The sequence below is a fragment of the Microcoleus sp. N9_A1 genome, assembly GCF_036701795.1.
Taxonomy (GTDB): Bacteria; Cyanobacteriota; Cyanobacteriia; order Cyanobacteriales; family Microcoleaceae; genus Microcoleus.
Map to the genome: position 1 here is coordinate 15,071 of NZ_JAUBRI010000067.1, position 22,026 is coordinate 37,096.

At 47.8% G+C, this 22,026-nt stretch carries 33 protein-coding genes; 32 read left to right on the forward strand and 1 reads right to left on the reverse strand.

The features are described 5' to 3' along the window. Positions 1-47: 47 nt before the first annotated feature. From rplB to QUA58_RS24715, 30 genes are all read left to right on the forward strand, one after another. Positions 48-911, forward strand: coding sequence for a 50S ribosomal protein L2 (gene rplB, locus QUA58_RS24570; RefSeq protein ID WP_333251691.1), 864 nt, complete (start codon positions 48-50; stop codon positions 909-911). 132 nt (positions 912-1,043) lie between these two features. After that, on the forward strand, positions 1,044-1,325 hold the full coding sequence (gene rpsS, locus QUA58_RS24575) for a 30S ribosomal protein S19 (RefSeq protein WP_041623488.1): 282 nt from the start codon (positions 1,044-1,046) through the stop codon (positions 1,323-1,325). Positions 1,326-1,422: 97 nt separating this feature from the next. After that, positions 1,423-1,782, forward strand: coding sequence for a 50S ribosomal protein L22 (gene rplV, locus QUA58_RS24580; protein ID WP_333251690.1), 360 nt, complete (start codon positions 1,423-1,425; stop codon positions 1,780-1,782). Between the two features lie 193 nt (positions 1,783-1,975). Next, positions 1,976-2,704, forward strand: coding sequence for a 30S ribosomal protein S3 (rpsC, locus tag QUA58_RS24585; protein ID WP_242719701.1), 729 nt, complete (start codon positions 1,976-1,978; stop codon positions 2,702-2,704). A 115-nt stretch (positions 2,705-2,819) separates the two neighbouring features. Beyond that, a complete protein-coding gene (rplP, locus tag QUA58_RS24590) occupies positions 2,820-3,239 on the forward strand; it encodes a 50S ribosomal protein L16 (protein WP_333226594.1) in 420 nt (139 codons plus the stop codon). Positions 3,240-3,399: 160 nt separating this feature from the next. Further along, positions 3,400-3,711, forward strand: coding sequence for a 50S ribosomal protein L29 (gene rpmC / locus QUA58_RS24595; RefSeq protein ID WP_333251689.1), 312 nt, complete (start codon positions 3,400-3,402; stop codon positions 3,709-3,711). A gap of 37 nt (positions 3,712-3,748) precedes the next feature. Then, on the forward strand, positions 3,749-3,997 hold the full coding sequence (rpsQ, locus tag QUA58_RS24600) for a 30S ribosomal protein S17 (RefSeq protein WP_006634992.1): 249 nt from the start codon (positions 3,749-3,751) through the stop codon (positions 3,995-3,997). A gap of 94 nt (positions 3,998-4,091) precedes the next feature. Further along, positions 4,092-4,460 carry a 50S ribosomal protein L14 gene (rplN, locus tag QUA58_RS24605; protein ID WP_006634991.1) on the forward strand — a complete coding sequence of 123 codons (369 nt, stop codon included), beginning with the start codon at positions 4,092-4,094 and terminating at the stop codon, positions 4,458-4,460. A gap of 1 nt (position 4,461) precedes the next feature. After that, positions 4,462-4,824 (forward strand): 50S ribosomal protein L24, encoded by a 363-nt coding sequence (gene rplX / locus QUA58_RS24610; protein ID WP_333045759.1) that lies wholly within the window; start codon positions 4,462-4,464, stop codon positions 4,822-4,824. 127 nt (positions 4,825-4,951) lie between these two features. Beyond that, positions 4,952-5,497 carry a 50S ribosomal protein L5 gene (gene rplE / locus QUA58_RS24615; RefSeq protein ID WP_333396495.1) on the forward strand — a complete coding sequence of 182 codons (546 nt, stop codon included), beginning with the start codon at positions 4,952-4,954 and terminating at the stop codon, positions 5,495-5,497. 22 nt (positions 5,498-5,519) lie between these two features. After that, positions 5,520-5,924 carry a 30S ribosomal protein S8 gene (gene rpsH / locus QUA58_RS24620; RefSeq protein WP_332978141.1) on the forward strand — a complete coding sequence of 135 codons (405 nt, stop codon included), beginning with the start codon at positions 5,520-5,522 and terminating at the stop codon, positions 5,922-5,924. A 123-nt stretch (positions 5,925-6,047) separates the two neighbouring features. Then, the gene (gene rplF, locus QUA58_RS24625) at positions 6,048-6,596 is read left to right on the forward strand and encodes a 50S ribosomal protein L6 (protein WP_333251687.1); all 549 of its coding nucleotides are present in this window, start codon (positions 6,048-6,050) and stop codon (positions 6,594-6,596) included. Between the two features lie 315 nt (positions 6,597-6,911). Further along, positions 6,912-7,274: a 50S ribosomal protein L18 gene (gene rplR / locus QUA58_RS24630; protein WP_333251686.1), complete on the forward strand. Its 363-nt coding sequence runs from the start codon at positions 6,912-6,914 to the stop codon at positions 7,272-7,274. Positions 7,275-7,402: 128 nt separating this feature from the next. Further along, complete coding sequence (gene rpsE / locus QUA58_RS24635; RefSeq protein ID WP_190745441.1) at positions 7,403-7,951, forward strand: 30S ribosomal protein S5; 549 nt, start codon at positions 7,403-7,405, stop codon at positions 7,949-7,951. Between the two features lie 146 nt (positions 7,952-8,097). Then, positions 8,098-8,544, forward strand: coding sequence for a 50S ribosomal protein L15 (rplO, locus tag QUA58_RS24640; protein ID WP_333251685.1), 447 nt, complete (start codon positions 8,098-8,100; stop codon positions 8,542-8,544). Positions 8,545-8,646: 102 nt separating this feature from the next. Next, the gene (secY, locus tag QUA58_RS24645; protein ID WP_333251684.1) at positions 8,647-9,951 is read left to right on the forward strand and encodes a preprotein translocase subunit SecY; all 1,305 of its coding nucleotides are present in this window, start codon (positions 8,647-8,649) and stop codon (positions 9,949-9,951) included. Between the two features lie 5 nt (positions 9,952-9,956). After that, entirely contained in the window at positions 9,957-10,538 is a 582-nt protein-coding gene (locus QUA58_RS24650; RefSeq protein ID WP_333251683.1) for an adenylate kinase, read from the forward strand. Positions 10,539-10,830: 292 nt separating this feature from the next. Further along, positions 10,831-11,055, forward strand: a complete 225-nt coding sequence (gene infA, locus QUA58_RS24655; RefSeq protein ID WP_006276978.1) for a translation initiation factor IF-1 — start codon at positions 10,831-10,833, stop codon at positions 11,053-11,055. 367 nt (positions 11,056-11,422) lie between these two features. After that, positions 11,423-11,536 (forward strand): 50S ribosomal protein L36, encoded by a 114-nt coding sequence (rpmJ, locus tag QUA58_RS24660; protein ID WP_015178722.1) that lies wholly within the window; start codon positions 11,423-11,425, stop codon positions 11,534-11,536. Between the two features lie 83 nt (positions 11,537-11,619). Further along, on the forward strand, positions 11,620-12,003 hold the full coding sequence (rpsM, locus tag QUA58_RS24665) for a 30S ribosomal protein S13 (protein WP_333251682.1): 384 nt from the start codon (positions 11,620-11,622) through the stop codon (positions 12,001-12,003). Between the two features lie 84 nt (positions 12,004-12,087). Beyond that, positions 12,088-12,486, forward strand: a complete 399-nt coding sequence (gene rpsK, locus QUA58_RS24670) for a 30S ribosomal protein S11 (RefSeq protein WP_006634980.1) — start codon at positions 12,088-12,090, stop codon at positions 12,484-12,486. A 174-nt stretch (positions 12,487-12,660) separates the two neighbouring features. Continuing rightward, entirely contained in the window at positions 12,661-13,605 is a 945-nt protein-coding gene (locus QUA58_RS24675) for a DNA-directed RNA polymerase subunit alpha (protein ID WP_332978179.1), read from the forward strand. Between the two features lie 125 nt (positions 13,606-13,730). Then, positions 13,731-14,081, forward strand: a complete 351-nt coding sequence (gene rplQ, locus QUA58_RS24680; RefSeq protein ID WP_333251681.1) for a 50S ribosomal protein L17 — start codon at positions 13,731-13,733, stop codon at positions 14,079-14,081. Between the two features lie 29 nt (positions 14,082-14,110). Beyond that, positions 14,111-14,953 (forward strand): tRNA pseudouridine(38-40) synthase TruA, encoded by an 843-nt coding sequence (gene truA, locus QUA58_RS24685; protein ID WP_333251680.1) that lies wholly within the window; start codon positions 14,111-14,113, stop codon positions 14,951-14,953. A gap of 125 nt (positions 14,954-15,078) precedes the next feature. Beyond that, a complete protein-coding gene (gene rplM, locus QUA58_RS24690; protein ID WP_015178725.1) occupies positions 15,079-15,534 on the forward strand; it encodes a 50S ribosomal protein L13 in 456 nt (151 codons plus the stop codon). Further along, a complete protein-coding gene (gene rpsI, locus QUA58_RS24695) occupies positions 15,534-15,947 on the forward strand; it encodes a 30S ribosomal protein S9 (protein ID WP_006634975.1) in 414 nt (137 codons plus the stop codon). Before rplM ends, rpsI begins: the two co-directional genes overlap by 1 nt. A 281-nt stretch (positions 15,948-16,228) precedes the next feature. Next, the gene (gene rpmE / locus QUA58_RS24700; protein WP_333251679.1) at positions 16,229-16,537 is read left to right on the forward strand and encodes a 50S ribosomal protein L31; all 309 of its coding nucleotides are present in this window, start codon (positions 16,229-16,231) and stop codon (positions 16,535-16,537) included. Positions 16,538-16,739: 202 nt separating this feature from the next. Beyond that, positions 16,740-17,834 carry a peptide chain release factor 1 gene (prfA, locus tag QUA58_RS24705; RefSeq protein ID WP_333251678.1) on the forward strand — a complete coding sequence of 365 codons (1,095 nt, stop codon included), beginning with the start codon at positions 16,740-16,742 and terminating at the stop codon, positions 17,832-17,834. A 393-nt stretch (positions 17,835-18,227) separates the two neighbouring features. After that, complete coding sequence (locus QUA58_RS24710; RefSeq protein ID WP_333396498.1) at positions 18,228-20,057, forward strand: type II toxin-antitoxin system HicA family toxin; 1,830 nt, start codon at positions 18,228-18,230, stop codon at positions 20,055-20,057. 46 nt (positions 20,058-20,103) lie between these two features. After that, positions 20,104-20,592 (forward strand): hypothetical protein, encoded by a 489-nt coding sequence (locus QUA58_RS24715; protein ID WP_333257378.1) that lies wholly within the window; start codon positions 20,104-20,106, stop codon positions 20,590-20,592. Positions 20,593-20,624: 32 nt separating this feature from the next. Here QUA58_RS24715 and QUA58_RS24720 read toward each other — a convergent pair whose 3' ends face one another. Further along, positions 20,625-21,062: a hypothetical protein gene (locus QUA58_RS24720; protein WP_333257377.1), complete on the reverse strand. Its 438-nt coding sequence runs from the start codon at positions 21,060-21,062 to the stop codon at positions 20,625-20,627. Positions 21,063-21,301: 239 nt separating this feature from the next. On the opposite strand from QUA58_RS24720, the gene QUA58_RS24725 reads away from it, so the two are divergent. Together QUA58_RS24725 and QUA58_RS24730 are read left to right on the forward strand one after the other, a co-directional pair. Beyond that, complete coding sequence (locus tag QUA58_RS24725) at positions 21,302-21,655, forward strand: helix-turn-helix domain-containing protein (protein WP_333257374.1); 354 nt, start codon at positions 21,302-21,304, stop codon at positions 21,653-21,655. A 51-nt stretch (positions 21,656-21,706) separates the two neighbouring features. Further along, positions 21,707-22,006 carry a helix-turn-helix transcriptional regulator gene (locus QUA58_RS24730; RefSeq protein WP_333257371.1) on the forward strand — a complete coding sequence of 100 codons (300 nt, stop codon included), beginning with the start codon at positions 21,707-21,709 and terminating at the stop codon, positions 22,004-22,006. Positions 22,007-22,026: the final 20 nt, after the last annotated feature.

Below are 22,026 nucleotides of genomic sequence, written 5' to 3' on the forward strand. Positions count from 1 at the left end.
GCAAAGTCCAAAATCCCCAGTCTAAAATCTAAAATCTAAAAGCGATTATGGGCATCCGTTCTTACCGACCTTATACCTCCAGCACCCGGGAACAGACCGTCTCGGACTTTGCTGAAATTACCAGATCAGAACCAGAAAAGTCTCTAACCAGCAACAAGCACACCAAACAAGGCCGTAACAACCGAGGCGTCATTACCTGTCGCCACCGGGGAGGCGGTCACAAACGGCTTTATAGAGACATCGACTTCCGCCGCGACAAACATAGCATTCCCGCTACCGTCAAGGCGATCGAATATGACCCCAATCGCAACGCCCGCATCGCCCTCCTGTTCTACAAAGACGGCGAAAAACGGTACATCCTGCACCCGCTAAACTTAAACGTCGGTACAGTAATTGTCTCAGGCCCCGACGCGCCGATCGAAATCGGCAACGCCCTGCCCCTGAAGAACATTCCCCTCGGTACCAGCATCCACAACGTCGAGCTAGTACCCGGAAAAGGCGGACAAATCGTTCGCTCCGCAGGCTCCAGCGCTCAGCTAATGGCAAAAGAAGGTAGCTACGTTACCCTCAAACTGCCATCCGGCGAACAGCGCAAAGTCCGCGCCGACTGCTATGCCACTATCGGTCAAGTCGGCAACACAGACGCCAGAAACATCAGCCTCGGCAAAGCAGGTCGCACCCGCTGGAAAGGTCGCAGACCCACCGTTCGCGGTAGTGTCATGAACCCGGTAGACCACCCGCACGGCGGTGGCGAAGGCAGAGCGCCCATCGGGCGTCCGGGGCCTATGACTCCTTGGGGCAAACCAGCATTGGGTGCAAAAACTCGACGCAAAAACAAGCGCAGCGACTCTTTAATCGTCCGGCGCCGCCGCAAATCTTCCAAACGTGGCAAGGGCGGTAGACAAAGTTAAGGAAGAAGGAAGAAGGAAGAAGGAAGAAGGAAGAAGGAAGAAAGAAGAACCAAAAAAGTTTTCCGCACTCTTGTATTCCTTCGATTTTCTTCCCAATTCAATTCCAACTACTAATTACTAATTACCAAAACCATGTCTCGATCGCTTAAAAAAGGCCCCTTTGTCGCAGATCATCTGATGACAAAAATCGAAAAACTCAACGCCGCCGGCCAAAAACAAGTAATTAAAACTTGGTCGCGATCTTCCACAATCCTGCCCCAAATGGTAGGTCACACGATCGCCGTTCACAACGGCAGACAGCACGTACCCGTCTACCTCACAGACCAAATGGTAGGTCACAAACTCGGAGAATTTTCCCCCACTCGTACCTTTAGAGGTCACGCGAAAAGTGGTGATAAAAAGGCAAAAAGATAGCCGAATTAGGTGACAGGTAATAGGTAATCGGACAAAATTTTTCCCAATTACCAATTACCTTTTTGCCAATTACCAATTACCAATTACCCAAATCGAAATGGTTATAGATACCACATCCGAAATTAAGGCGATCGCCCGTTACATCCGGACATCCCCCTTCAAAGTGCGCCGAGTCCTCGACCAAATTCGCGGCAAAAGCTACCAAGAAGCGCTGATTTTACTCGAATTCATGCCCTACCGCGCCTGCGAACCAATTGTCAAAGTTTTGCGATCGGCAGTAGCCAACGCCGAACACAACGCAGGATTGGATAAATCCAAGCTAGTAGTGTCTCAAGCTTACGCAGACCAAGGCCCAGTCCTCAAACGCTTTAGACCCCGCGCTCAAGGTCGCGCCTACCAAATCCGCAAGCCAACTTGCCACATTACGGTAATAGTTGCTCCGATCGCAGAAGACTAAACCAGGGAAAACGTAATAGGTAATAAACAGCTTAAAGTAGAAAAAATAGGTAATCACCAATTACTTTTCTTCAAGGCGCGGAAATCACGGAGTGGCAGACAGTTGTTTTTTACTTCTTCCTTCTTCCTTCTTCCTTCTTCCTTCTTCCTTCCCTGTTACCAATTACCAATTACCAATTAACTCATCAACTATTATGGGCCAAAAAATACATCCAATTGGTTTTCGCCTCGGCATTACCCAAGAGCACCGCTCTCGCTGGTTTGCTGATCCCAAAAACTATCCAGAACTCTTGCAAGAAGACTATAAAATTCGCAAATACGTTCGTAAAACCCTCAGCAATGCAGGCATTTCCTCGGTCAGAATTGAACGGAAAGCCGATCAAATCGACCTAGAAGTGTTCACAGCCAGACCAGGCGTTGTCGTAGGCCGCGGCGGAGCAGGCATCGAAACCTTGCGCGTCGGTTTGCAGCAGCAACTCGGTAGCAACCGCCAAATCCGCATCAACGTAGTCGAAGTCCAGCGAGTAGATGCCGATGCCACACTGATCGCGGAATACATCGCTCAGCAACTAGAACGGCGCGTATCCTTCCGCCGAGTAGTCCGCCAAGCAATCACCCGCGCCCAAAAAGTCGGCATCCAAGGCATCAAAATTCAAGTCAGCGGACGCCTCAACGGTGCAGAAATTGCCCGTACCGAATGGACACGGGAAGGAAGAGTCCCCTTGCACACGCTGCGGGCAGACATCGACTACTCCTACTGCACTGCTCAAACCATCTACGGTATTCTGGGCATTAAAGTTTGGGTTTTCAAAGGCGAAATCATTCCCGGACAGGAACAAGAGGCTGCACCAAATGCAGCAGTGCCCCGCACCAAACAAAAGCGCCGCCGCCAGAACTTTGAAGATCGATCGAACGAAGGCTAGCTAATTGTTAACTGTTAGTTGTCACTTGTTAAGTGTGAGTTGTTCCAAACCAATTAGCAATTAGCAATCACCAATTACCAATTACCAATTACTAATTACCCAACTCCCTTTCGCCATGTTAAGCCCTAAAAGAACGAAATTCCGCAAACAACAACGCGGGCGAATGAGCGGTATTGCCACCCGCGGCAATACAGTTAGCTTTGGCGACTTCGCGCTCCAAGCCATCGAACCAGCCTGGATCACCTCCCGCCAAATAGAAGCCGGACGGCGCGCCATGACCCGCTATATCCGCCGGGGCGGCAAAATCTGGATTCGCATTTTTCCCGACAAACCAGTCACCGAGCGCGCAGCAGAAACCCGGATGGGTTCTGGTAAAGGCTCACCAGAGTTTTGGGTTGCCGTGGTCAAACCGGGCCGGGTAATGTTTGAAATTGGCGGCGTAAGTGAAGAAACTGCCCGCGAAGCCATGCGTTTGGCATCTTTCAAATTACCAATTAAAACCAAGTTCATCACTCGCGAAGAAGGCCAGTCATAGCGAAGAGCGAAGGTAGAATTAGGTCTGTATTAATCAGCATTTTAAACGGCTACAGCAATTTAAAATCTGGCTTTCATAACTTTTCTTTCCTTCGACCTTCAGCCAAGCGAGACAATTCTGTCTTCTGTCATACCGCTCGCTAACGAGAAAGCACACAATTATGTCTTTGACCAAGATTAAAGAAGCTAGAGAATTAAGCGATGCTGCTGTAGCAGAGCAAATTTTAGCCGTCAAGCGCCAACTAATGGAATTGCGGCTCCAGCAAGCTACCGGCCGCATGGAAAAGCCTCACCTGTTCAAGCACGCCAAACACCGGCTAGCTCAATTGATGACAGTTGAACGCGAGCGCCAAATCGTTGCTGAGAAAGAAGCTGCAGAAAAATTAGCCGCATCTAAACAGGTAGCACAGCCTGCTGCAACCGCAGCAGTCAGCCAAGAGTCAGAAGCCGCAGAGCCGACGATCGCACAGTAGCTAAAAAAAGTCAATTGCACAACAAAAATAGGTAGCTATGGCAATTAAAGAACGAGTTGGCGTAGTAGTCAGCGACAAGATGGATAAAACCGTCGTGGTAGCAATCGAAAACCGCTCCTCCCACACCAAATACGGCAAAATCGTAGTCCGCACCAAGCGGTACAAAGCTCACGACGAAGAAAATCAGTGCAAATCGGGCGATCGTGTCCGCATCACTGAAACTCGCCCCTTGAGCAAAACCAAACGCTGGACGGTTGCTGAGATTTTCGGGACAAAAAACGGCTAACAGTTAATTGCGATATCGCGATCGCCCCATCGACAATTAACCATCAACTAGCAGTCAACAGTTAACACTCAACAGTTAACACTCAACAACCACCATGATTCAACCCCAGACATACCTCAATGTCGCCGACAATAGCGGAGCCCGCAAACTGATGTGCATCCGCGTATTGGGAGGCGGAAACCGCCGCTACGGCGGAGTCGGCGATGTCATCATTGCCGTCGTCAAAGACGCCATCCCCAATATGGCCGTCAAAAAATCAGATGTCGTTCGGGCAGTCATTGTCAGAACCCGCAAAGGTCTGCGCCGCGACAGCGGCATGAGCATTCGTTTTGACGATAACGCCGCCGTTATTATCAACGTAGACGGCAACCCCAAAGGCACTCGCGTCTTCGGTCCCGTCGCCCGCGAATTGCGCGACAAAAACTTTACTAAAATCGTTTCCTTAGCCCCGGAGGTACTTTAAAATGTACGGAAAAAAGGGTAAACCAACTAGCGAACCGCAGCGCTACAGAATGCACGTCAAAGCAGGCGACACCGTGCAAATAATTACTGGCAAAGAGAAAGGAAAAGTCGGAGAAATCTTAAAGACATATCCTAAAGTCAGCAAAGTAGTTGTTAAAGGTGTAAACATCAGAACCAAGCACGTCAAGCCCCAGCAAGAGGGAGAGTCCGGGAAAATACTCACGTTTGAGGCTCCAATTCACAGCTCAAATGTCATGCACTATTCCGAAAAAGAAAAAATAGCTAGCCGCGTTTGCTATACATTTAGCGAAGACGGCCGCAAACTCCGACAGCTCAAAAAAACCGGAGAAATCCTCGATAATTAGTCATTGGTCATCACTCATTAGTCATTAACTGACAACTGACCACTGACAACTATCAACTGTCAACTGACAACTGACAAAGAACAATTCCCTGACCAAGCCCAGGGACAGTTAACGAAACACAAAAACTATGCCGGACAAACTCAAGGTTCTTTATCAAGGAAAAATCGTTCCCACACTGATGGATCAGTTTAAATATACTAATATCCATCAGGTTCCCAAACTCGTCAAAGTCACAGTGAACCGCGGTTTGGGAGAAGCATCTCAAAACGCTAAGGCACTGGATTCGTCGCTCAACGAAATTGGCCTCATCACCGGGCAAAAACCAGTGGTGACGCGGGCGAAAAAAGCGATCGCAGGCTTCAAAATCCGCAAAGGAGTACCCGTCGGCGTTATGGTGACGCTGCGCGGCGATCGGATGTACGATTTTCTCGATCGGCTGATCAACCTCGCACTCCCCCGAATCCGCGACTTCCGCGGCATCAGCCCCAAAAGCTTCGACGGGCGCGGCAACTACAGCTTGGGTCTGAGAGAACAGCTAATTTTTCCAGAAATAGAATATGACCGCATCGATCAAATTCGAGGCATGGACATTTCAATTATCACCACAGCAAACACCGACGAAGAAGGACGCGCCTTGCTTAAAGAAATGGGAATGCCGTTCCGGGACAACTAAGCACTAGAGTAAGAAGCAAAAGATGGCAGCTAACGATACCATAGCAGATATGTTGACGCGCATTCGCAATTCTTGCATGGCGCGCCACCAAACAACACAAATTCCAGCTACAAAAATGACCCGTAGCATCGCCCAAGTCCTCAAAAGTGAAGGCTTTATCAGCGAATTTGAAGAAGCAGAACCAGAAGGGATTAAGCGACATTTAGTGCTTTCTCTAAAGTACAAAGGTAAAACTCGCAAGCCCATCATCACGGCACTTAAGCGAGTCAGCAAACCAGGACTGCGCGTTTACTCGAACCGTAAAGAATTGCCCAGAGTATTAGGCGGAATTGGCATTGCCATTATTTCCACCTCCAGTGGCATTATGACGGATAGAGAAGCTCGACGCCAAGGTTTGGGTGGTGAAGTGCTTTGTTATGTTTGGTAGTCATTAGTCATTAGTCATTAGTCACTGGTCGTTGGCAAGAGACTCAAAAATCAATAACTAAGGACTAATAACTAAGCACTAATAATCAAGGACTAATAACTAAAAACAAAGGACCAAAAAACTATGTCGCGAATTGGCAAGCGTCCGATTAGCATCCCCACGAAAGTCACCGTCACCCTAGACGGCCAAAAAGTAGCCGTCAAAGGGCCCAAAGGTGAACTTTCCCGAGTGATTCCAGCCGAAATCCTCATGGGACTCGAAGGCGAGACTTTACTCGTCACCCGCCGAGACGAATCTCGCGTCGCCAGACAACTCCACGGCTTGTGCCGCACCCTAGTCGCCAACATGGTCGAAGGTGTATCTCAAGGTTTTCAGCGACGCCTGGAAATTATCGGCACAGGTTATCGGGCACAGGTTCAAGGACGGAACCTGATTTTAAACGTCGGTTACAGCAAGCCCGTTGAAATGCCCCCTCCAGAAGGCATCACAATGGCAGTGGAAGGCAACACCAACGTCATCGTCTCTGGCATTGACAAAGAACTCGTAGGCAACACAGCAGCTCGCATCCGTGCGGTGCGTCCGCCCGAAGTCTACAAGGGAAAAGGCATTCGCTACAGTGGCGAAGTTGTCCGTCGCAAAGCTGGTAAAACAGGCAAAACAGGTAAGAAGTAACAGTCAGTAACCCAGGTCTAAAGACACTGGGCTGGTAGGGGCAATTCCTGCAAGCCATACTGACCAGCCTAAGACTTCCCTTGGTCTACGTTTTTGGAGTCACGACACCGGGAGAATACGTAGCTAGTTCCCTGCTCTGTCATTTGCAACTAAACAGTCTTAAGGTCACTGAGATAGTGTTGCAAGTCTAAAAAGCTCTTAAAACATTGGCGAAGCTAACATCACCCCGCAAGGGAGGCTCCGAGGAGCAAATCCGAAGTGTCATTTCTCTCTCAGGTCTAAAGACTCTGAGTTTCCCATTTACCGAGTATTTATATGAAGCTTACTCGCAAAGAATCAGTTCACCGCAGACACCGCCGCGTGCGGCGCAAGGTGTTCGGCACCGCCGAACGTCCCAGACTAGCGGTATTTCGATCAGACCAGCACATCTACGCCCAAGTAATCGACGACACGACACAGCACACTTTGGCTGCCGCGTCAACCCTCGACCCGGATTTGAAATCCGTTCTCACTTCTGGAAGCAACTGCTCCGCCAGCGTGCAAGTCGGTCAGTTGATTGCCAAACGCTGCTCCAGCGCTGGCATAGCTAAAGTCGTATTCGATCGCGGAGGCAACCTCTATCACGGTCGCGTCAAAGCCCTCGCAGATGCAGCTCGCGAAGCCGGGTTAGACTTTTAGGAAGAAGGAAGAAGGAAGAAGGAAGAAGGAAGAAGGAAGAAAGAAGCAATAAAAATCTTAATTCCTAATCATTAATTCCTCATTTCCGACTACCAGTTACTAATCCTCAATTCCCACAAGACAAAACTATGGCAGAACAAAAAGAACAGCGCAACAAGAAAAAAAGCAGCAGCAACAACAAAGGGCGCGAAAAAGAATCCGAATGGCAAGAACGGGTTGTTCAGATTCGTCGCGTTACCAAAGTAGTTAAAGGCGGTAAAAAACTCAGCTTCCGCGCCATAGTCATTATCGGCAACGAACGCGGTCAAGTTGGAGTGGGAGTCGGCAAAGCTAGCGACGTAATCGGTGCCGTTAAAAAAGGCGTCGCTGACGGCAAAAAGCACCTAATTGAAGTCCCCCTCACCAAATCTAACTCCATCCCTCACCCCATCAACGGTGACGGTGGCGGAGCTAAAGTCATGATGCGGCCGGCCGCTCCGGGAACCGGGGTAATTGCAGGGGGAGCAGTGCGAACTGTTCTCGAACTAGCAGGAGTCCGCAACATCTTAGCCAAACAGCTAGGTTCTGGAAATCCCTTAAACAACGCCCGAGCCGCAGTCAATGCCCTCTCCACCCTCCGCACCTTGTCCGAAGTTGCTCAAGAGCGCGGAATTCCAGTAGAAAATCTCTACGGTTAGGGCACGCGAGAATGGGAAACTGTAAGTTTTGAGTGTTAAGTGCTTGCGGTGAAAATAAAAAAATCCGCAACTTAAAACTCACGCACTCAAAACTACTGCGTACCCGCTCTCTAAATACCAATTACCAATTACCAATTACTAAAACTATGAGATTGCAAGACGCCCGACCCAAAGCAGGCTCCCAAAAGCGCCCCCGACGCTTGGGCAGAGGTATTTCTGCCGGTCAAGGCGCGAGCTCCGGCAAAGGGATGCGCGGTCAAAAAGCTAGAGCCGGTAGCGGCACTAGACCCGGTTTTGAAGGTGGTCAAAATCCTCTCTACCGCCGTCTCCCCAAGTTGAAAAGCTTCCCTCTAGTGAACCGGAAAGAGTACACTACCATTAATGTAAGTAAATTAGCATCGCTGCCAGCAAACACCGAAGTTACTCTCACCTCTTTGATCCAAGCAAAAATTGTCACCACAGACGACGGGCCGCTGAAAATCTTAGGAGATGGTGAACTGAATGTACCTTTGCAAGTGCGCGCCTCGGCTTTTACAGCAGGTGCTCGCGCCAAAATTGAAGCTGCAGGCGGAAGTTGCGAATTAATTGCGTGAAGATTTGAGGTTTGAGAGTTTGTCCAAATCTCAAATCCTCAAGCTTGCTATCAGAAAATGATTTAGTCGAAAATCCCAAATCTAAAATCCAAAATCGTAACTATGGACGTTAGTAGAGAGAAAGCGCCAACTGCACAAGAGACGTTCATGCAGATGGCTCAAGCTGCTGGTTTGCGAGGCCGCATCCTCGTAACCATTGGCTTACTGATTTTAGTACGCCTGGGTGTCCACTTACCAGTCCCCGGCATTGATCGAGTCGCCTTTGCCCAAAACGTCCAAAATAGCCCTTTAATTGGCTTTCTGGATTTGTTCTCAGGAGGCGGCCTGTCAGCTTTGGGGATTTTCGCGCTGGGGATTTTGCCCTACATTAATGCTTCAATTATTGTGCAACTTCTAACTGCGGCTCTGCCAAGTTTAGAAGACTTGCAGAAAAATGAAGGGGAAGCAGGACGGCGCAAGATTTCTCAAATTACTCGCTACGTTTCTTTGGGCTGGGCAATTCTGCAAAGCGTTGGCATTGCGATTTGGGTCAGCCCTTTTGCTCAAGCTCCCTCGCCTTTATTCATAGCACAAACTGCTTTGGCCCTGACGGCCGGGTCGATGTTTGTGATGTGGATATCGGAAGTGGTGACGGAGCGAGGTATCGGCAACGGAGCGTCGCTGCTGATCTTTATCAACATTGTGTCGGTTTTGCCGCGCTCTTTGGGACAAACTTTTGAATTGGCTCAAAGTGGCGATACGCAAGTTGTCGGCCGCGTAATCGTTCTGCTGCTGGTCTTTTTGGTGACGATTGTCGGGATTGTTTTTGTTCAGGAAGGTACTCGTCGCATTCCGATTATTTCGGCCCGCCGCCAAGTCGGAAAAAAGGTTTATCGGGAGAGTCGCAGCTATCTGCCCCTGCGCTTGAATCAAGGCGGAGTGATGCCGATTATTTTTGCATCTTCGGTGTTGATTGTGCCTTCTTTCCTCGCTCAGTCTCTGAATAACCCATTTTTGGTTCAAGTTGCTAATGTTTTGAGGCCGGACGGGCCTGCGCCTTGGGCTTACGCGCTGTTTTATCTGACTTTGATTCTGTTCTTCAGCTATTTCTACGCTTCGTTGATTGTCAACCCTGTAGATATGTCTCAGAACTTGAAGAAGATGGGCGCTAGTATTCCTGGCATTCGTCCGGGTCAGAAAACCAGCGATTATGTGGAGAAGGTTTTGAACCGTTTGACTTTCTTGGGCGCGATATTTCTCGGTCTGGTGGCTATTGTACCAACGGCTGTAGAAAGTGCGATCGGCGTGCAAACTTTTAGAGGTTTTGGTGCAACTTCCCTGCTAATTCTAGTGGGCGTCGCGATCGAAACTGCTAAGCAAGTTCAAACTTACGTCATCTCCCAACGATATGAAGGAATGGTGAAGTAATCGCAATGCAACTGATTTTTATGGGGCCTCCAGGGGCTGGTAAGGGAACTCAGGCTCAGATATTAGCCGCTCTCTGGAAAATACCGCACATTTCTACGGGTGACATCCTGCGCGCCTGCGTGGTGGCGAAAACAGCCTTGGGCCTACAGGCGAAAGCCTACATGGATGCTGGTGAGTTGGTTCCCGACCAGTTATTGATGGATATCGTACAAGAACGCATGAATGAACCAGATGCTAATGCAGGCTGGATTCTCGACGGCTTTCCCCGCACTGTGACACAGGCAATGTTTTTTGACAGACTAATCTGTGATGTTGGTACTGGGGGAAGTACGTCTGGTAAGGATTGCGCTCTGAGAGCTGTCAATTTGGACGTACCTGACAATGTTTTGGTGGCTCGCCTGCTGTCGCGGGGCCGCCAGGATGACAATGAGGAAACTATCCGCCGCCGATTGCAAGTTTATCGCGAGCAAACTGAACCTTTGATAGAGTTTTACAGAAACCGCGAACAGTTAGTTGCGGTTGATGGCGATCGCGACATGGCATTAGTCACCGCAGAACTGCAACAATCTCTCTCGAACGACTCTTGAACCCTCTCAATACAGCTTGTTACTCACAAGCTTTTGCTAAGATATGTTAACTAGGAGCTTTTTGTGCTATCAGGTTTTGTGAGGGTTGCTAGAGACAGGATTGAACTCGATACTAATTGTCACAACTTTACTCAAGTAAAGCTAAAACAAGCGGTTGGTTGAGTATTAAAGTCGATCGAGTCGCCCGAATTCTTGCCCCCGTTCCCGTTTGACTCCTACCAGTAAATAGGTTTTGATGCCAACGCCGGGACACTCCTAGTTAATCAAATGTAGAGTTGAGGTAAATACCAAATTGTCTAAGCAAGATTTAATTGAAATGGAAGGGACAGTGACGGAATCCCTGCCCAATGCGATGTTTCGCGTTGACCTAGATAATGGGTTTAACGTTCTGGCTCACATTTCCGGCAAGATCCGCCGCAACTACATCAAAATTCTGCCTGGCGATCGCGTCAAAGTTGAATTGACTCCCTACGACTTGACCAAAGGCAGGATTACTTATCGCCTTCGGAAAAAATAGGCTTAGATAAAACTTTCTAAAAACTAATTCTAAGTTTAATTAGAGAGAATTTGGTAAAAAGCGTCAAATTTATGCTATAATGCTACGTTTGTAGTGTTGCCGAGAAGGGCGTCAACAACCCACCGGTGTACCGGGTTAAGTCATTGTTACACCGTAAAAGTATCGCTCGCCAACACTCTGGCGCAGGCGAACTTTACCCAGCAATGGGAGTGGGTGCAAGCGGGCTCCTTCATGAAACAACCCGCACTTTATACAATTTAATCGAGGAGAGGCCTACACCTTGCCCAGCCTCTCCTCCCACCGCTCTACGGGCAGTCCCAGCGTGCCTGCTCTCCGGTAGAGCGGGGTTCTCCAGGCAGGAAGAAAGATGAAAGTTCGAGCATCTGTCAAAAAAATTTGTGAGAAATGTCGCGTCATCCGCCGTCGCGGTCGAGTGATGGTGATATGCACTAACCCGAAACACAAACAGCGCCAAGGTTAGAAAAAAAGAAGATTGGGCACTGCACGCAGGTGCATCCTAATTGAACATTGTAGCCAAACAGGAAAACTAGGGAGACAAAAAGTGTGGCACGGATTGCCGGGGTAGACCTTCCACGCGATAAGCGCGTCGAAATAGGTCTGACATACATTTACGGAATAGGCTTGTCGCGGGCCCAAAAAATTATCGCTGCAACAGGCGTCAATCCTGACACTCGCGTCAAGGATTTAACAGAGGCCGACGTGACAACTCTGCGGGCTCATGTAGAAACCACATACCAAATCGAAGGAGACCTCCGGCGCTGGGAGTCAATGAACATCAAGCGCCTGATGGACATCGGAACTTATCGCGGTCGGCGTCACCGTTTGGGTCTGCCGGTGCGGGGGCAGCGAACCCGTACCAACGCCAGAACCCGTCGTGGCGTCCGCCGAACAGTTGCGGGCAAGAAAAAGGCACCTTCCAAGAAGTAACATCTTTTTGGGAAAAATACGCTGGGGGCTGCTGGCTCCTAGCGCTTCGGGACATTAGTTGAGAGAAACGTTAAAGAGACTAATATGGCGCGACAACAAACAGGCAAGAAATCTGGTGCAAAAAAGCAGAAACGGAATGTACCCAATGGGGTAGGCTACATCCAGTCTACCTTTAACAACACGATTGTAACTATTACCGACCTCAACGGCGAAGTAATATCCTGGGCATCGGCAGGTTCCAGCGGTTTTAAAGGAGCTAAGAAGGGAACTCCCTTTGCAGCTCAAACAGCAGCAGAAAGTGCTGCCCGCAGAGCCAACGACCAAGGAATGCGCCAAATAGAAGTAATGGTGAGCGGGCCTGGAGCAGGTAGAGAAACTGCAATCCGGGCGCTGCAAGGGGCGGGACTGGAAATCACCCTGATTAGAGATGTTACCCCAATTCCTCACAACGGCTGTCGCCCTCCCAAGCGGCGTAGAGTCTAAAACGATTTGAGATTTTAGATTTTAGATTTTGGATAATGGCTAACTGCTTAAAGTGAAAAAATAATGCTTCTAACTGTTGCCCCGTCCATCCAAAATCCGAAATCCGTTCAGGGGTATGCTCTGCAATCTAAAATCCAAAATCAAAAATCCAAAGTGGAAAAGGGAGGTCACTCTGTGGCGCAGTTTCAAATTGAATGTATAGAGTCTAACACTGACAAAGACCGCAGTCAGTACGGAAAGTTTGTCCTGGAACCGCTCGATCGCGGTCAGGGAACAACTGTTGGGAATGCGCTGAGGCGAGTTCTGCTGTCAAACTTGGAAGGAACTGCAGTAACTTCAGTCCGAATCGCGGGCGTCAATCACGAGTTTGCCACGATCGAAGGGGTACGTGAGGATGTTCTAGAAATTCTCCTGAACATGAAAGAGGTCGTCCTCAAAACTCATTCTCAGCAGCCGCAAATCGGTAGGTTGCGGATTGAGGGGCCTGTGACGGTTACAGCCGATCGATTCGATTTGCCCTCTGAGGTGGAATTGATCGATAAATCGCAGTATATTGCGACTCTCTCTCCGGGTTCAGTTCTGGAAATGGAATTCAGAATTGAAAAAGGCATCGGATACCGAGCAGTAGACCGCAGTCGGGATGATGGATCGGCTTTGGATTTTCTCCAAATTGACGCCATCTTTATGCCGATTCGCAGAGTCAACTACAGCGTTGAAGATGCTCGGGTAGGCGGTACGGTCGAAAAAGACCGGCTGATTATGGAAATCTGGACTGATGGCAGCGTGACTCCTCAAGAAGCTTTGAGTCAATCTGCCCACATCCTGGTAGATTTATTTGCACCTCTCAAAGACATCACCCAAGATTCTCTCAAACCAGAGTATCCCGGTGAGGCAGATCCTACTAGCCAAATTCCGATCGAAGAGTTGCAGTTGTCCGTCCGGGCTTACAACTGTCTCAAGCGGGCTCAGATCAACTCAGTCGCAGACTTATTGGATTATACCCAAGAAGACTTGCTCGAGATCAAGAACTTCGGGCAGAAGTCTGCCGAAGAAGTGATTGAAGCTTTACAAAAACGCTTGGGCATTACCTTGCCACAGGAAAAATCAGCTAAAAGTTAATCAACGGGTAACGGGTAAAAAAGTTCTGAATTTTAAGTATGTGAGTTTTTAAGTTAAAGAAATCACCGCTCAAAACTCGCGGACTATCCCGGCACCCAATTACCAATTACCAATTACCAACTGCTATGCGTCACCGCTGTCGCGTTCCCCAACTCAGCAAACCGGCTGACCAGCGCCGCGCCCTACTGCGCTCGCTGACCACCGAATTAATCCGCTACGGTAAAATCACTACCACTCTAGCCCGCGCCAAAGCGCTGCGCTCAGAGGCGGACAGGATGATTACCCTGGCCAAAGATGGCTCCTTGTCCGCTCGCCGACAAGCTATGGGCTATATCTACGACAAGCAGTTAGTACACGCCTTGTTTGAGGCGGCACAAGAACGTTACGGCTCGCGCAACGGGGGGTACACCCGTGTAGTGCGAACTGTCCCCCGTCAAGGAGACAATTCCGAAATGGCGATCGTTGAACTGGTTTAATGAAATTTTGGGTTGGAGATTTTTGATTTATGACTGACAATCCAAAATCCCCAATCGAAGATGCCCGATCGATACAGCGCGTTGCTTTAGTGATCCAATACATCGGCACTAACTTTCACGGCTGGCAGCGACAGCCGAACCAGCGTACAGTACAAGAAGAAATTGAAACAGCAATATCGACTGTCCTGCAACGTCCGGTAACGCTGCACGCTGCCGGGAGAACTGACGCAGGAGTTCACGCCGCTGCTCAAGTAGCCCATTTTGACGCCTGCGGCCCAATTCCGGCTCACCGCTGGGCAAGCGTTCTCAACTCTCGACTGGCAAAAGATATTTTAATTCGAGCTTCGGCAAAGGTGGAACCTACCTGGCACGCTCGGTTCTCAGCCAGTTGGCGGCGCTATCGCTACACCCTTTATACAGACCCGATTCCTAATTTGTTTGTGCGTCCTTATGCTTGGCACTGCTACCACGCGCCTGTGGACGAATCTTTGATTCAGGCAGCTTTGACACCGCTAATCGGGCGGCATCACTTGGCGGCTTTTCACCGCGCGGGGTCTGCCCGCCCCCATTCTTGGGTGGACGTACAAGCAGCAGAGTGTCATCGTTCTGGGCCTCTGATCTATATCGAGGTTCAAGCGAGCGGGTTTCTGTACGGGATGATGCGGCTGCTGGTGGGGTTGCTGGTGCAGGTGGGTCGCGGGGAAAGGGCGATCGACAATTTCACAGATATCTGGGTCAACGAACGCCGAGAAATGGTAAAATATGCCGCTCCCGCTCAAGGTTTGTGCCTGCTGCGGGTTGGCTATTCAGAATTTCCCTTTCCCCCAGACGTCTGGTACGACACTCAGCCAAAATTAGTCATTAGTCATTAGTCATTAGTCATTAGTCATTAGGTAAATACTAATAAAAAACTAAGGACAATTAACAATTAAAAACTGACAAGTGACAACTGACAACTAACAACAGTTAACAGTTAATAGACAACTAACAACAAACAATGAACAAAACTTACGTCCCTACTCAAGACTCCCTAGAGCACAAGTGGTACGTGGTCGATGCCGCCGACCAGCGGCTGGGCCGTCTGGCAACTGAAGTTGCCATGTACCTCCGGGGGAAACACAAACCGACTTACACTCCTTCTATGGATACCGGCGACTTCGTAATAGTCATCAATGCTGACAAAATCGCTGTTACTGGCAAAAAACGCACCCAGAAAATCTACCGCCGCCATTCTGGAAGACCGGGCGGCATGAAAACAGAAACTTTTGCCAAATTGCAAGCACGTTTGCCCGAAAGAATTGTCGAAGAAGCTATACGGGGAATGCTGCCTCACACTTCTCTGGGCAGACAACTGTTTACTAAACTGAAGGTGTACGCTGGCCCCAACCACCCGCACCAAGCTCAAAAACCAGAAGAATTAATTGTTCACACGATTCCGGGAGGAAATGAGTAATGCAAGCAACAGATACATCGGGTCGCGCTGTGTACTGGGGTACCGGCCGCCGCAAGCGTTCAGTAGCGCGGGTACGCTTGGTTCCCGGCACTGGCATACTGACTGTCAATGGTAAAGAGGGGGATTTGTACCTGCAATTCAACCCTACTTATTTGGCTCTCGCTAAGGCCCCTCTGGAAACTTTGGGTCTGGAAAATGAGTACGACATTTTGGTAAAAGTCGAAGGCGGTGGCTTGACAGGTCAGGCTGACTCGATTCGCTTGGGTGTCGCTAGAGCACTTTGTCAATTAGACCCGGATAACCGCAAGCCTCTGAAGACTGAGGGCTATTTGACTCGCGACCCGCGGGCAAAAGAACGCAAAAAGTACGGTTTGCGGAAAGCTCGGAAGGCTCCTCAATACTCGAAGCGGTAATCGAGCAAAGAAGGAAGAAGGAAGAAGGAAGTTCGGCAACGAGCAATGTACGGGATGTAACGGATGTAAGTCCGTCGGAAGAAGGAAGAAGGAAGAAGGAAGAAGGAAGAAGGAAAAGGCAAGAATCATTCAGATTTTATCTGCCTTTTTTTCAAGTTTATTTCCGATTCCTGATTCCCGGTTCCAACAGGTCTAAGACAAAATTGGTGCTGTTGTTGGTGGTGTACAAGTCCTGCGACAGCTAAAATGGTTGTAAAGTCAAAAATTAGAGAGTAAAAAAAATGGCGAAAGATGGCATTCACCCTGAGTGGTATCCCGAATCTCAGGTTTTTTGCAACGGGGAACACGTGATGACGGTTGGTTCGACTAGACCAAAGCTTCAAGTTGATGTTTGGTCGGGGAATCATCCTTTTTATACTGGCACTCAGAAGATTATTGATACTGAAGGTCGTGTGGAACGCTTTATGCGGAAATATGGCATGACGGAGGTAGAAATGCCGAAGGCAGATGCTTCGTCTGGGCCGCTGAAAATGGAAGACCCGAAAGCAGATGCTGCTAAGGCTGCTGCTAAAGCCAAAAAGAAGAAGTAGCCGGATTGTCATTTGTCCGCAGTTTGTTGAAAGTAGTTCTTTCTACTGGCAACTTACGGCCCTCGGATTTTAGATTTTAGATTGAAGACTTGCTATGCAGGCAGTTTAGTTCGATCAAGATTCTATCCCAACTGTTCTTCAAATCTAAAATCTAAAATCTAAAATCTAAAATCTAAAATCGATTGATAAAGGACAACTGACAATGGCTGAATCTTATTTGCTGGATAAATTGAAGTCGGTAGAGCAAACTTTTAATGAGTTGACTCGCCGCATGGCTGACCCGGATGTCGCTAGGGACAATCAAGAGTTTCAACGGGTGGCAAAAGCTCGATCGTCCTTGGAGGAAGTGGTCGATACTTTTGCTCTGTGGAAAACGACTCAGGAAGATTTGGTGGGCGCGCGACAGGTGCTCAAGGAAGCTGCGGGCGATCACGAAATGCAGCTTATGGCTGGGCTGGAAGTTGAGGAACTTGAGTCGAAGCTGGAGAATTTGGAAAGTCGTTTGAAGGTGTTGCTGCTTCCCCGCGATCCGAACGATGACAAGAATATTATGCTGGAAATTCGCGCGGGTACTGGCGGAGATGAGGCTAGTATTTGGGCGGGAGATTTGCTGCGGCTGTATTCGCGCTACGCTCAAACTGAAGGCTGGCAGGTCAAGTTGGTGAGCGAGTCACTGGCGGACATGGGTGGTTTTAAAGAGGTGATTCTGGAAATCACGGGCGATAGCGTTTATAGCAAGCTGAAGTTTGAGGCTGGGGTGCACCGGGTGCAGCGGGTGCCGATGACTGAGGCTAGCGGCCGGATTCATACTTCGACGGCGACGGTGGCGGTGATGCCGGAAGTTGATGATGTGGAGATTCACATCGATCCGAAGGATATTCAGATGAGTACGGCTAGATCGGGCGGTGCTGGTGGCCAAAATGTGAACAAGGTGGAAACTGCTGCGGATTTGTTTCACAAGCCGACGGGAATTCGGATTTTCTGTACTGAGGAGCGCAGTCAGTTGCAGAATAAGGAGCGGGCGATGCAGATTTTGCGCGCGAAGCTCTATGACATTAAGTTGCGGGAGCAGCAGGATGAGGTGAAGGAGCGGCGTTTGGGGCAGGTTGGTACTGGTTCGCGATCGGAAAAAATTCGCACGTACAACTATAAGGATAATCGGGCTACCGACCACCGTTTGGGGGAGAATTTTTCGCTCAATAGTGTTTTGGAAGGGGATATTGAGGAGATTATTCAGACTTGCATTTCTCAGGATCAGCAGGATCGTTTGGCTGAGTTGGCGGCTTCTACTAATTGATGGAGCGATGGAAGGCACATCTTGGGGTGTGCCTTTGTTCTGTGATGGCTCGGCGGATGTGGTGGAGTAGGGTGTCCAAAATTTGGTTGGCGATGCCTACGGCTGGCTATGACTACGCGATCGGATAGTTGAAATGCTCGAGGTCGTATTGTACAACTTCTTCTAGTGGTTGTAAGGTTTGCTGGTTTCGGCGGTTTTTTATGGCTGCGATCGCCTCTTGTTGCCAACGGGTAAATAATCTGTAGCTGAAGTTATATTAAATATATTCTCACTCAGATTCATTTGGCTGTTTACCTTATGAAGCAAAAACTTCCCCCGATCAACCCTAGTACGCTGATTAAGAGTTTGGGGCGATTCACCCTGATCGCGACATTTTCTTTGGGTCTGGCGACTGTGAAAAACTGGGAAAATTATAAGAACTATTGGCATGGCACAATCTTTGCTGTGCAAACAGTTGATTTCAATATGTTATCTCATACTTTGCCAGTAAAACTATCCTATACATTATTGCAAGGAAATATAGAAGAATTACAACGAACTTTAGACAGTAACTATGGATTATTTGGGCTGATTGTTACTGATTGCAAAATGGCTGCCCAAAATTGCCTATCCGAGCAAATTCTTTATCAATCAAAATCTTCTCAGAAGTGGACAAAGGAAATTTCATTAGCAACTTTATCAAATCATCCATACGACTTACTACAAAGTCCACCTCCGCTGCAAGCAGAGCGGCAATATGCTAAACCTCGTGATAGTAAACCCATCTTTACTGGTAGAGTTAACTCAGGAGAAATAATCGGTCGTGTGTACTATGTCCGGGGAGTACCGCCGACATTTATTGAAGATTCTAATAATTGGATTAAAGATCCATTTAAAGTAACAGGTTCCCGGACTCTTTACACATCGACAGTCGCTTTATTTTTCGTTAGTGGTTTGAGCGCGTGGATAATTATTGAGGTGGTTTTATCTGCCAAACGGAATGAGCAGCGTCTTGCACAGCAACAACAGGAACAATTGCAACGGGAAATTCAACAGATTAAGCGGCAATTAGAAGATAAAAACCAGCAAACTATCGAATTAATTAAGCAGCGAGAGAGAGGTCTTGCTGAACTGGAATCTGATCGGCAAAAACAGGAGCAAAATAAGAGAGAACTTGAAAATCAAATTGCATCTTATGAAAGCGAACTGGCTTTTAAAGAACAGCAACAGCAAGAAAATGCTCAAACTTTAGAAGACTTGCAATTACTACGGCAAAAGTTGCAAGAAACGTCTCAGCGAGAATCTGAAGTAAAGCAGGAAATTAAGCTGCAATTAGAAGAAACAAACCAGCAAACTATCGAATTAATTGACCAGCGAGATAGAGGTCTTGCTGAACTGGAATCTTACCGGCAAGAACAGGAGCAAAATAAGAGAGAACTGGAAAATCAAATTGCATCTTATGAAAGCGAACTGGCTCGTAGAGAACAGCAACAGCAAAAAGCTGCTCAAACTTCAAAAGAATTGCAATTACTACGGCAAAAGTTGCAAAAAACGTCTCAGCGAGAATCTAAAGCAAAGCAGCAGAGTGAAGAGCTCAATCAGAAAATAGTTGATTTGAAGCGCGATCTAGATTTAAGACAACAGCAATCTCGTCAGCTAGAGCAACAGTTAGAAGAAATACCTAATATTAATGAACTCACCGCCGCACTAGAAGGAGCTAGGGCAGAATTAGATCGGAGTAAGGAACAGTCAAGAGATGGGGAAAATTATTATGTGGAAGAAATTGATAGGTTAGAAAAAGAAAAAGTCCAGCTAAACAGCGAAAAAGTCCAGTTAAACAGCGAATTAGATACATCGAAAAGCAGAACTCAGTTCTTAGAAGATCGAAAGAGGCAGTTAAAAAGGCAACTCAGTGCAGCCCAAGAGAACACTCAAACATTAGAAAATACTATTGAACATCTAAACGTTCAGCTTCAAAATCTGTCGCAAAATTCCCATTCAGGTATACCTTGGAATCAATTGCCAAGAATTTCAGGCAGAAGAGCTATCGGGTCTTTAGAACGTTTGGGATTCATCAGGCAAGATAGGGGGGGTGGCAGTCACGTTGTTCTCAAACGGGTTCGGGTTGTACAGCAAATAGATAGTTGTAATGTGCCACTCCATGATGAATTAGCTTCTGGGACATTAGCTAATATTCTTGGCCAAGCAAATGTCACCCTAGAGGAGTTTAAAAATAATTTATGACCATGTTGAATCTGAAAAAAATAATTTTAATGGAGTTTAATAGGAAATGAAATTTAAGGTACTCGAAACACTAATTGCTAGTTCTATTTTTCTATCAATTTCATCCTTGTCATCTGCTCAAAGTAATCAACAAGATTCTACAATTCTACCCACAGGAACTTACTACTCTCAAGGAACCATGTTCAATAATTCCCGGAGAGAAATTGCACATAAAAATAATAGAATCTGTATTAAGATTGTCAAGGGCCCTGCAAATCCTTACAAGGGAGTGGAAGATATCACAATTAGCAGCGTGTCTTTTCAAAAGGGGAAATTCTATATTGATGCTACCGGAGAAGAGTTAATCTTAGAAACAAATGGAAAAGTAATAAATAGTGGTCGTGGTGGTGTATGGGAGTATAGAGGCACCTCACCAGATCCCAGGAGTCAACCTATACAGGCTCAAAAAATGGCAGAGTGTGTAGCGGCTCAAGGACGATATGTACAGAAGATGCAAGGAATATCCATCTCAGGAATCGATTTTCCCAAGTATTAAGGATGATCAACATAGGTGGGGTTAATGGGGGACTAGGCGCAAGCTAGGCTGAGCCGTTGTTCTCTGATGACTTGGCGGATGTGGTTGAGTAGGGCATCCCAAATTGCGTCGGCGCTCTGGACGGGATAGTTGAAATGTTCGAGGTCGTATTGTACAATGATTTCTAGGGGCGCTAGGGTTTGCTGGTTTCTACAACTGGCGATCGCTGCGATCGTCTCTTTCTCCCATCTGGCAAATAGTCTGTAGCTGAAAAAGGAACTACATTTTTGTCCTTTCTTGTTCAGGTAAACGACTATTACTTGGTGTTGTTTGGGGTAAACTTTGACGATGCGGTTGACGGGCATTTTCAGGGCTTCGGCGGCTTCCGTTTTGGAGATTTGCCAGCACTGGGGCTTGAGCCAACCGGAGGCGGTGAGGCTTTGACGGTTGCGACGTGAGTTGTGGGTGTTTTGGCTGCGTCTTTTGGTCATTTTTGCTTCCCCTGATGTCTGTCTCTGGTTTCAAAGTTTGATCGGGCTGTCCGCTTAGATTCTTTTCCTAGCTCAGAACCATTTGTTTAACGACCCTTTCGGCGCATCAAAACTTAAGTTGTAATTGTTATTGTACTTGCAATCATCGCGTGTGTCAAGTGTAATTATGAATTGCAAGTTGAAAATTCTGGAGTTGGGAAGTAAACTGAATTATGTATGATTAAGTAGTGACGGCAGTTGTGAACGCAGAAGCTAAGAAAAAATTAATCGAGATTGTCAAACTAGCTCGCGGTTCTATGAGTCAGCGTGGATTTGGCAAGCTTCTTGGGGTATCTGCGACTGCGGTTCAGTTGTGGGAAAAAGGTCAGAGTATCCCAGATACAGAAAATTTGGCTCAGATTGCCGTGAGGGCAGGGTTTACGATGGAAGAGTTGCTTGCTCATCTGGAAGGCAAGCCCATGCGTGAGCCCGTAGATACTAACGATCTGCTGAAAAAAATTCAATGTATACCGATCAGTGAGTTAGCCGTGGTTGGTAGAGCGGTGATGGATAGACTCGCGGCTGCTGCTGAGTCGTCTGGAAAATATAGTTGATGTATCTGTTGGCAAGTAGACTGGTAGAGACGGTTGAGTAACCTTTGAGCCGTGAATATCGAAAATAGAGAAAAACTTAGTGAAATTATCAGAAAAGCGCGCGGAACAATGAGTCAGCGAGCGTTTGGTCAGCTTTTGGGCGTTTCCGCTACTGCTGTTCAGCTTTGGGAACGAGGCGATACGGTTCCCGATACGGACAACTTGGCTAAGCTCGCTGCGAGATCGGGTTATACGCTGGAAGAATTTCTGAGATTGTTGGATGGCAAGCCAGTTTCAGAAGCTCCAGAAATCAACGATATAGTCATTTCAAATAAGTATGAGACACTCTTTCTGCACAATAAGCACGAATAACTTCATCAAGAGATGTGCCA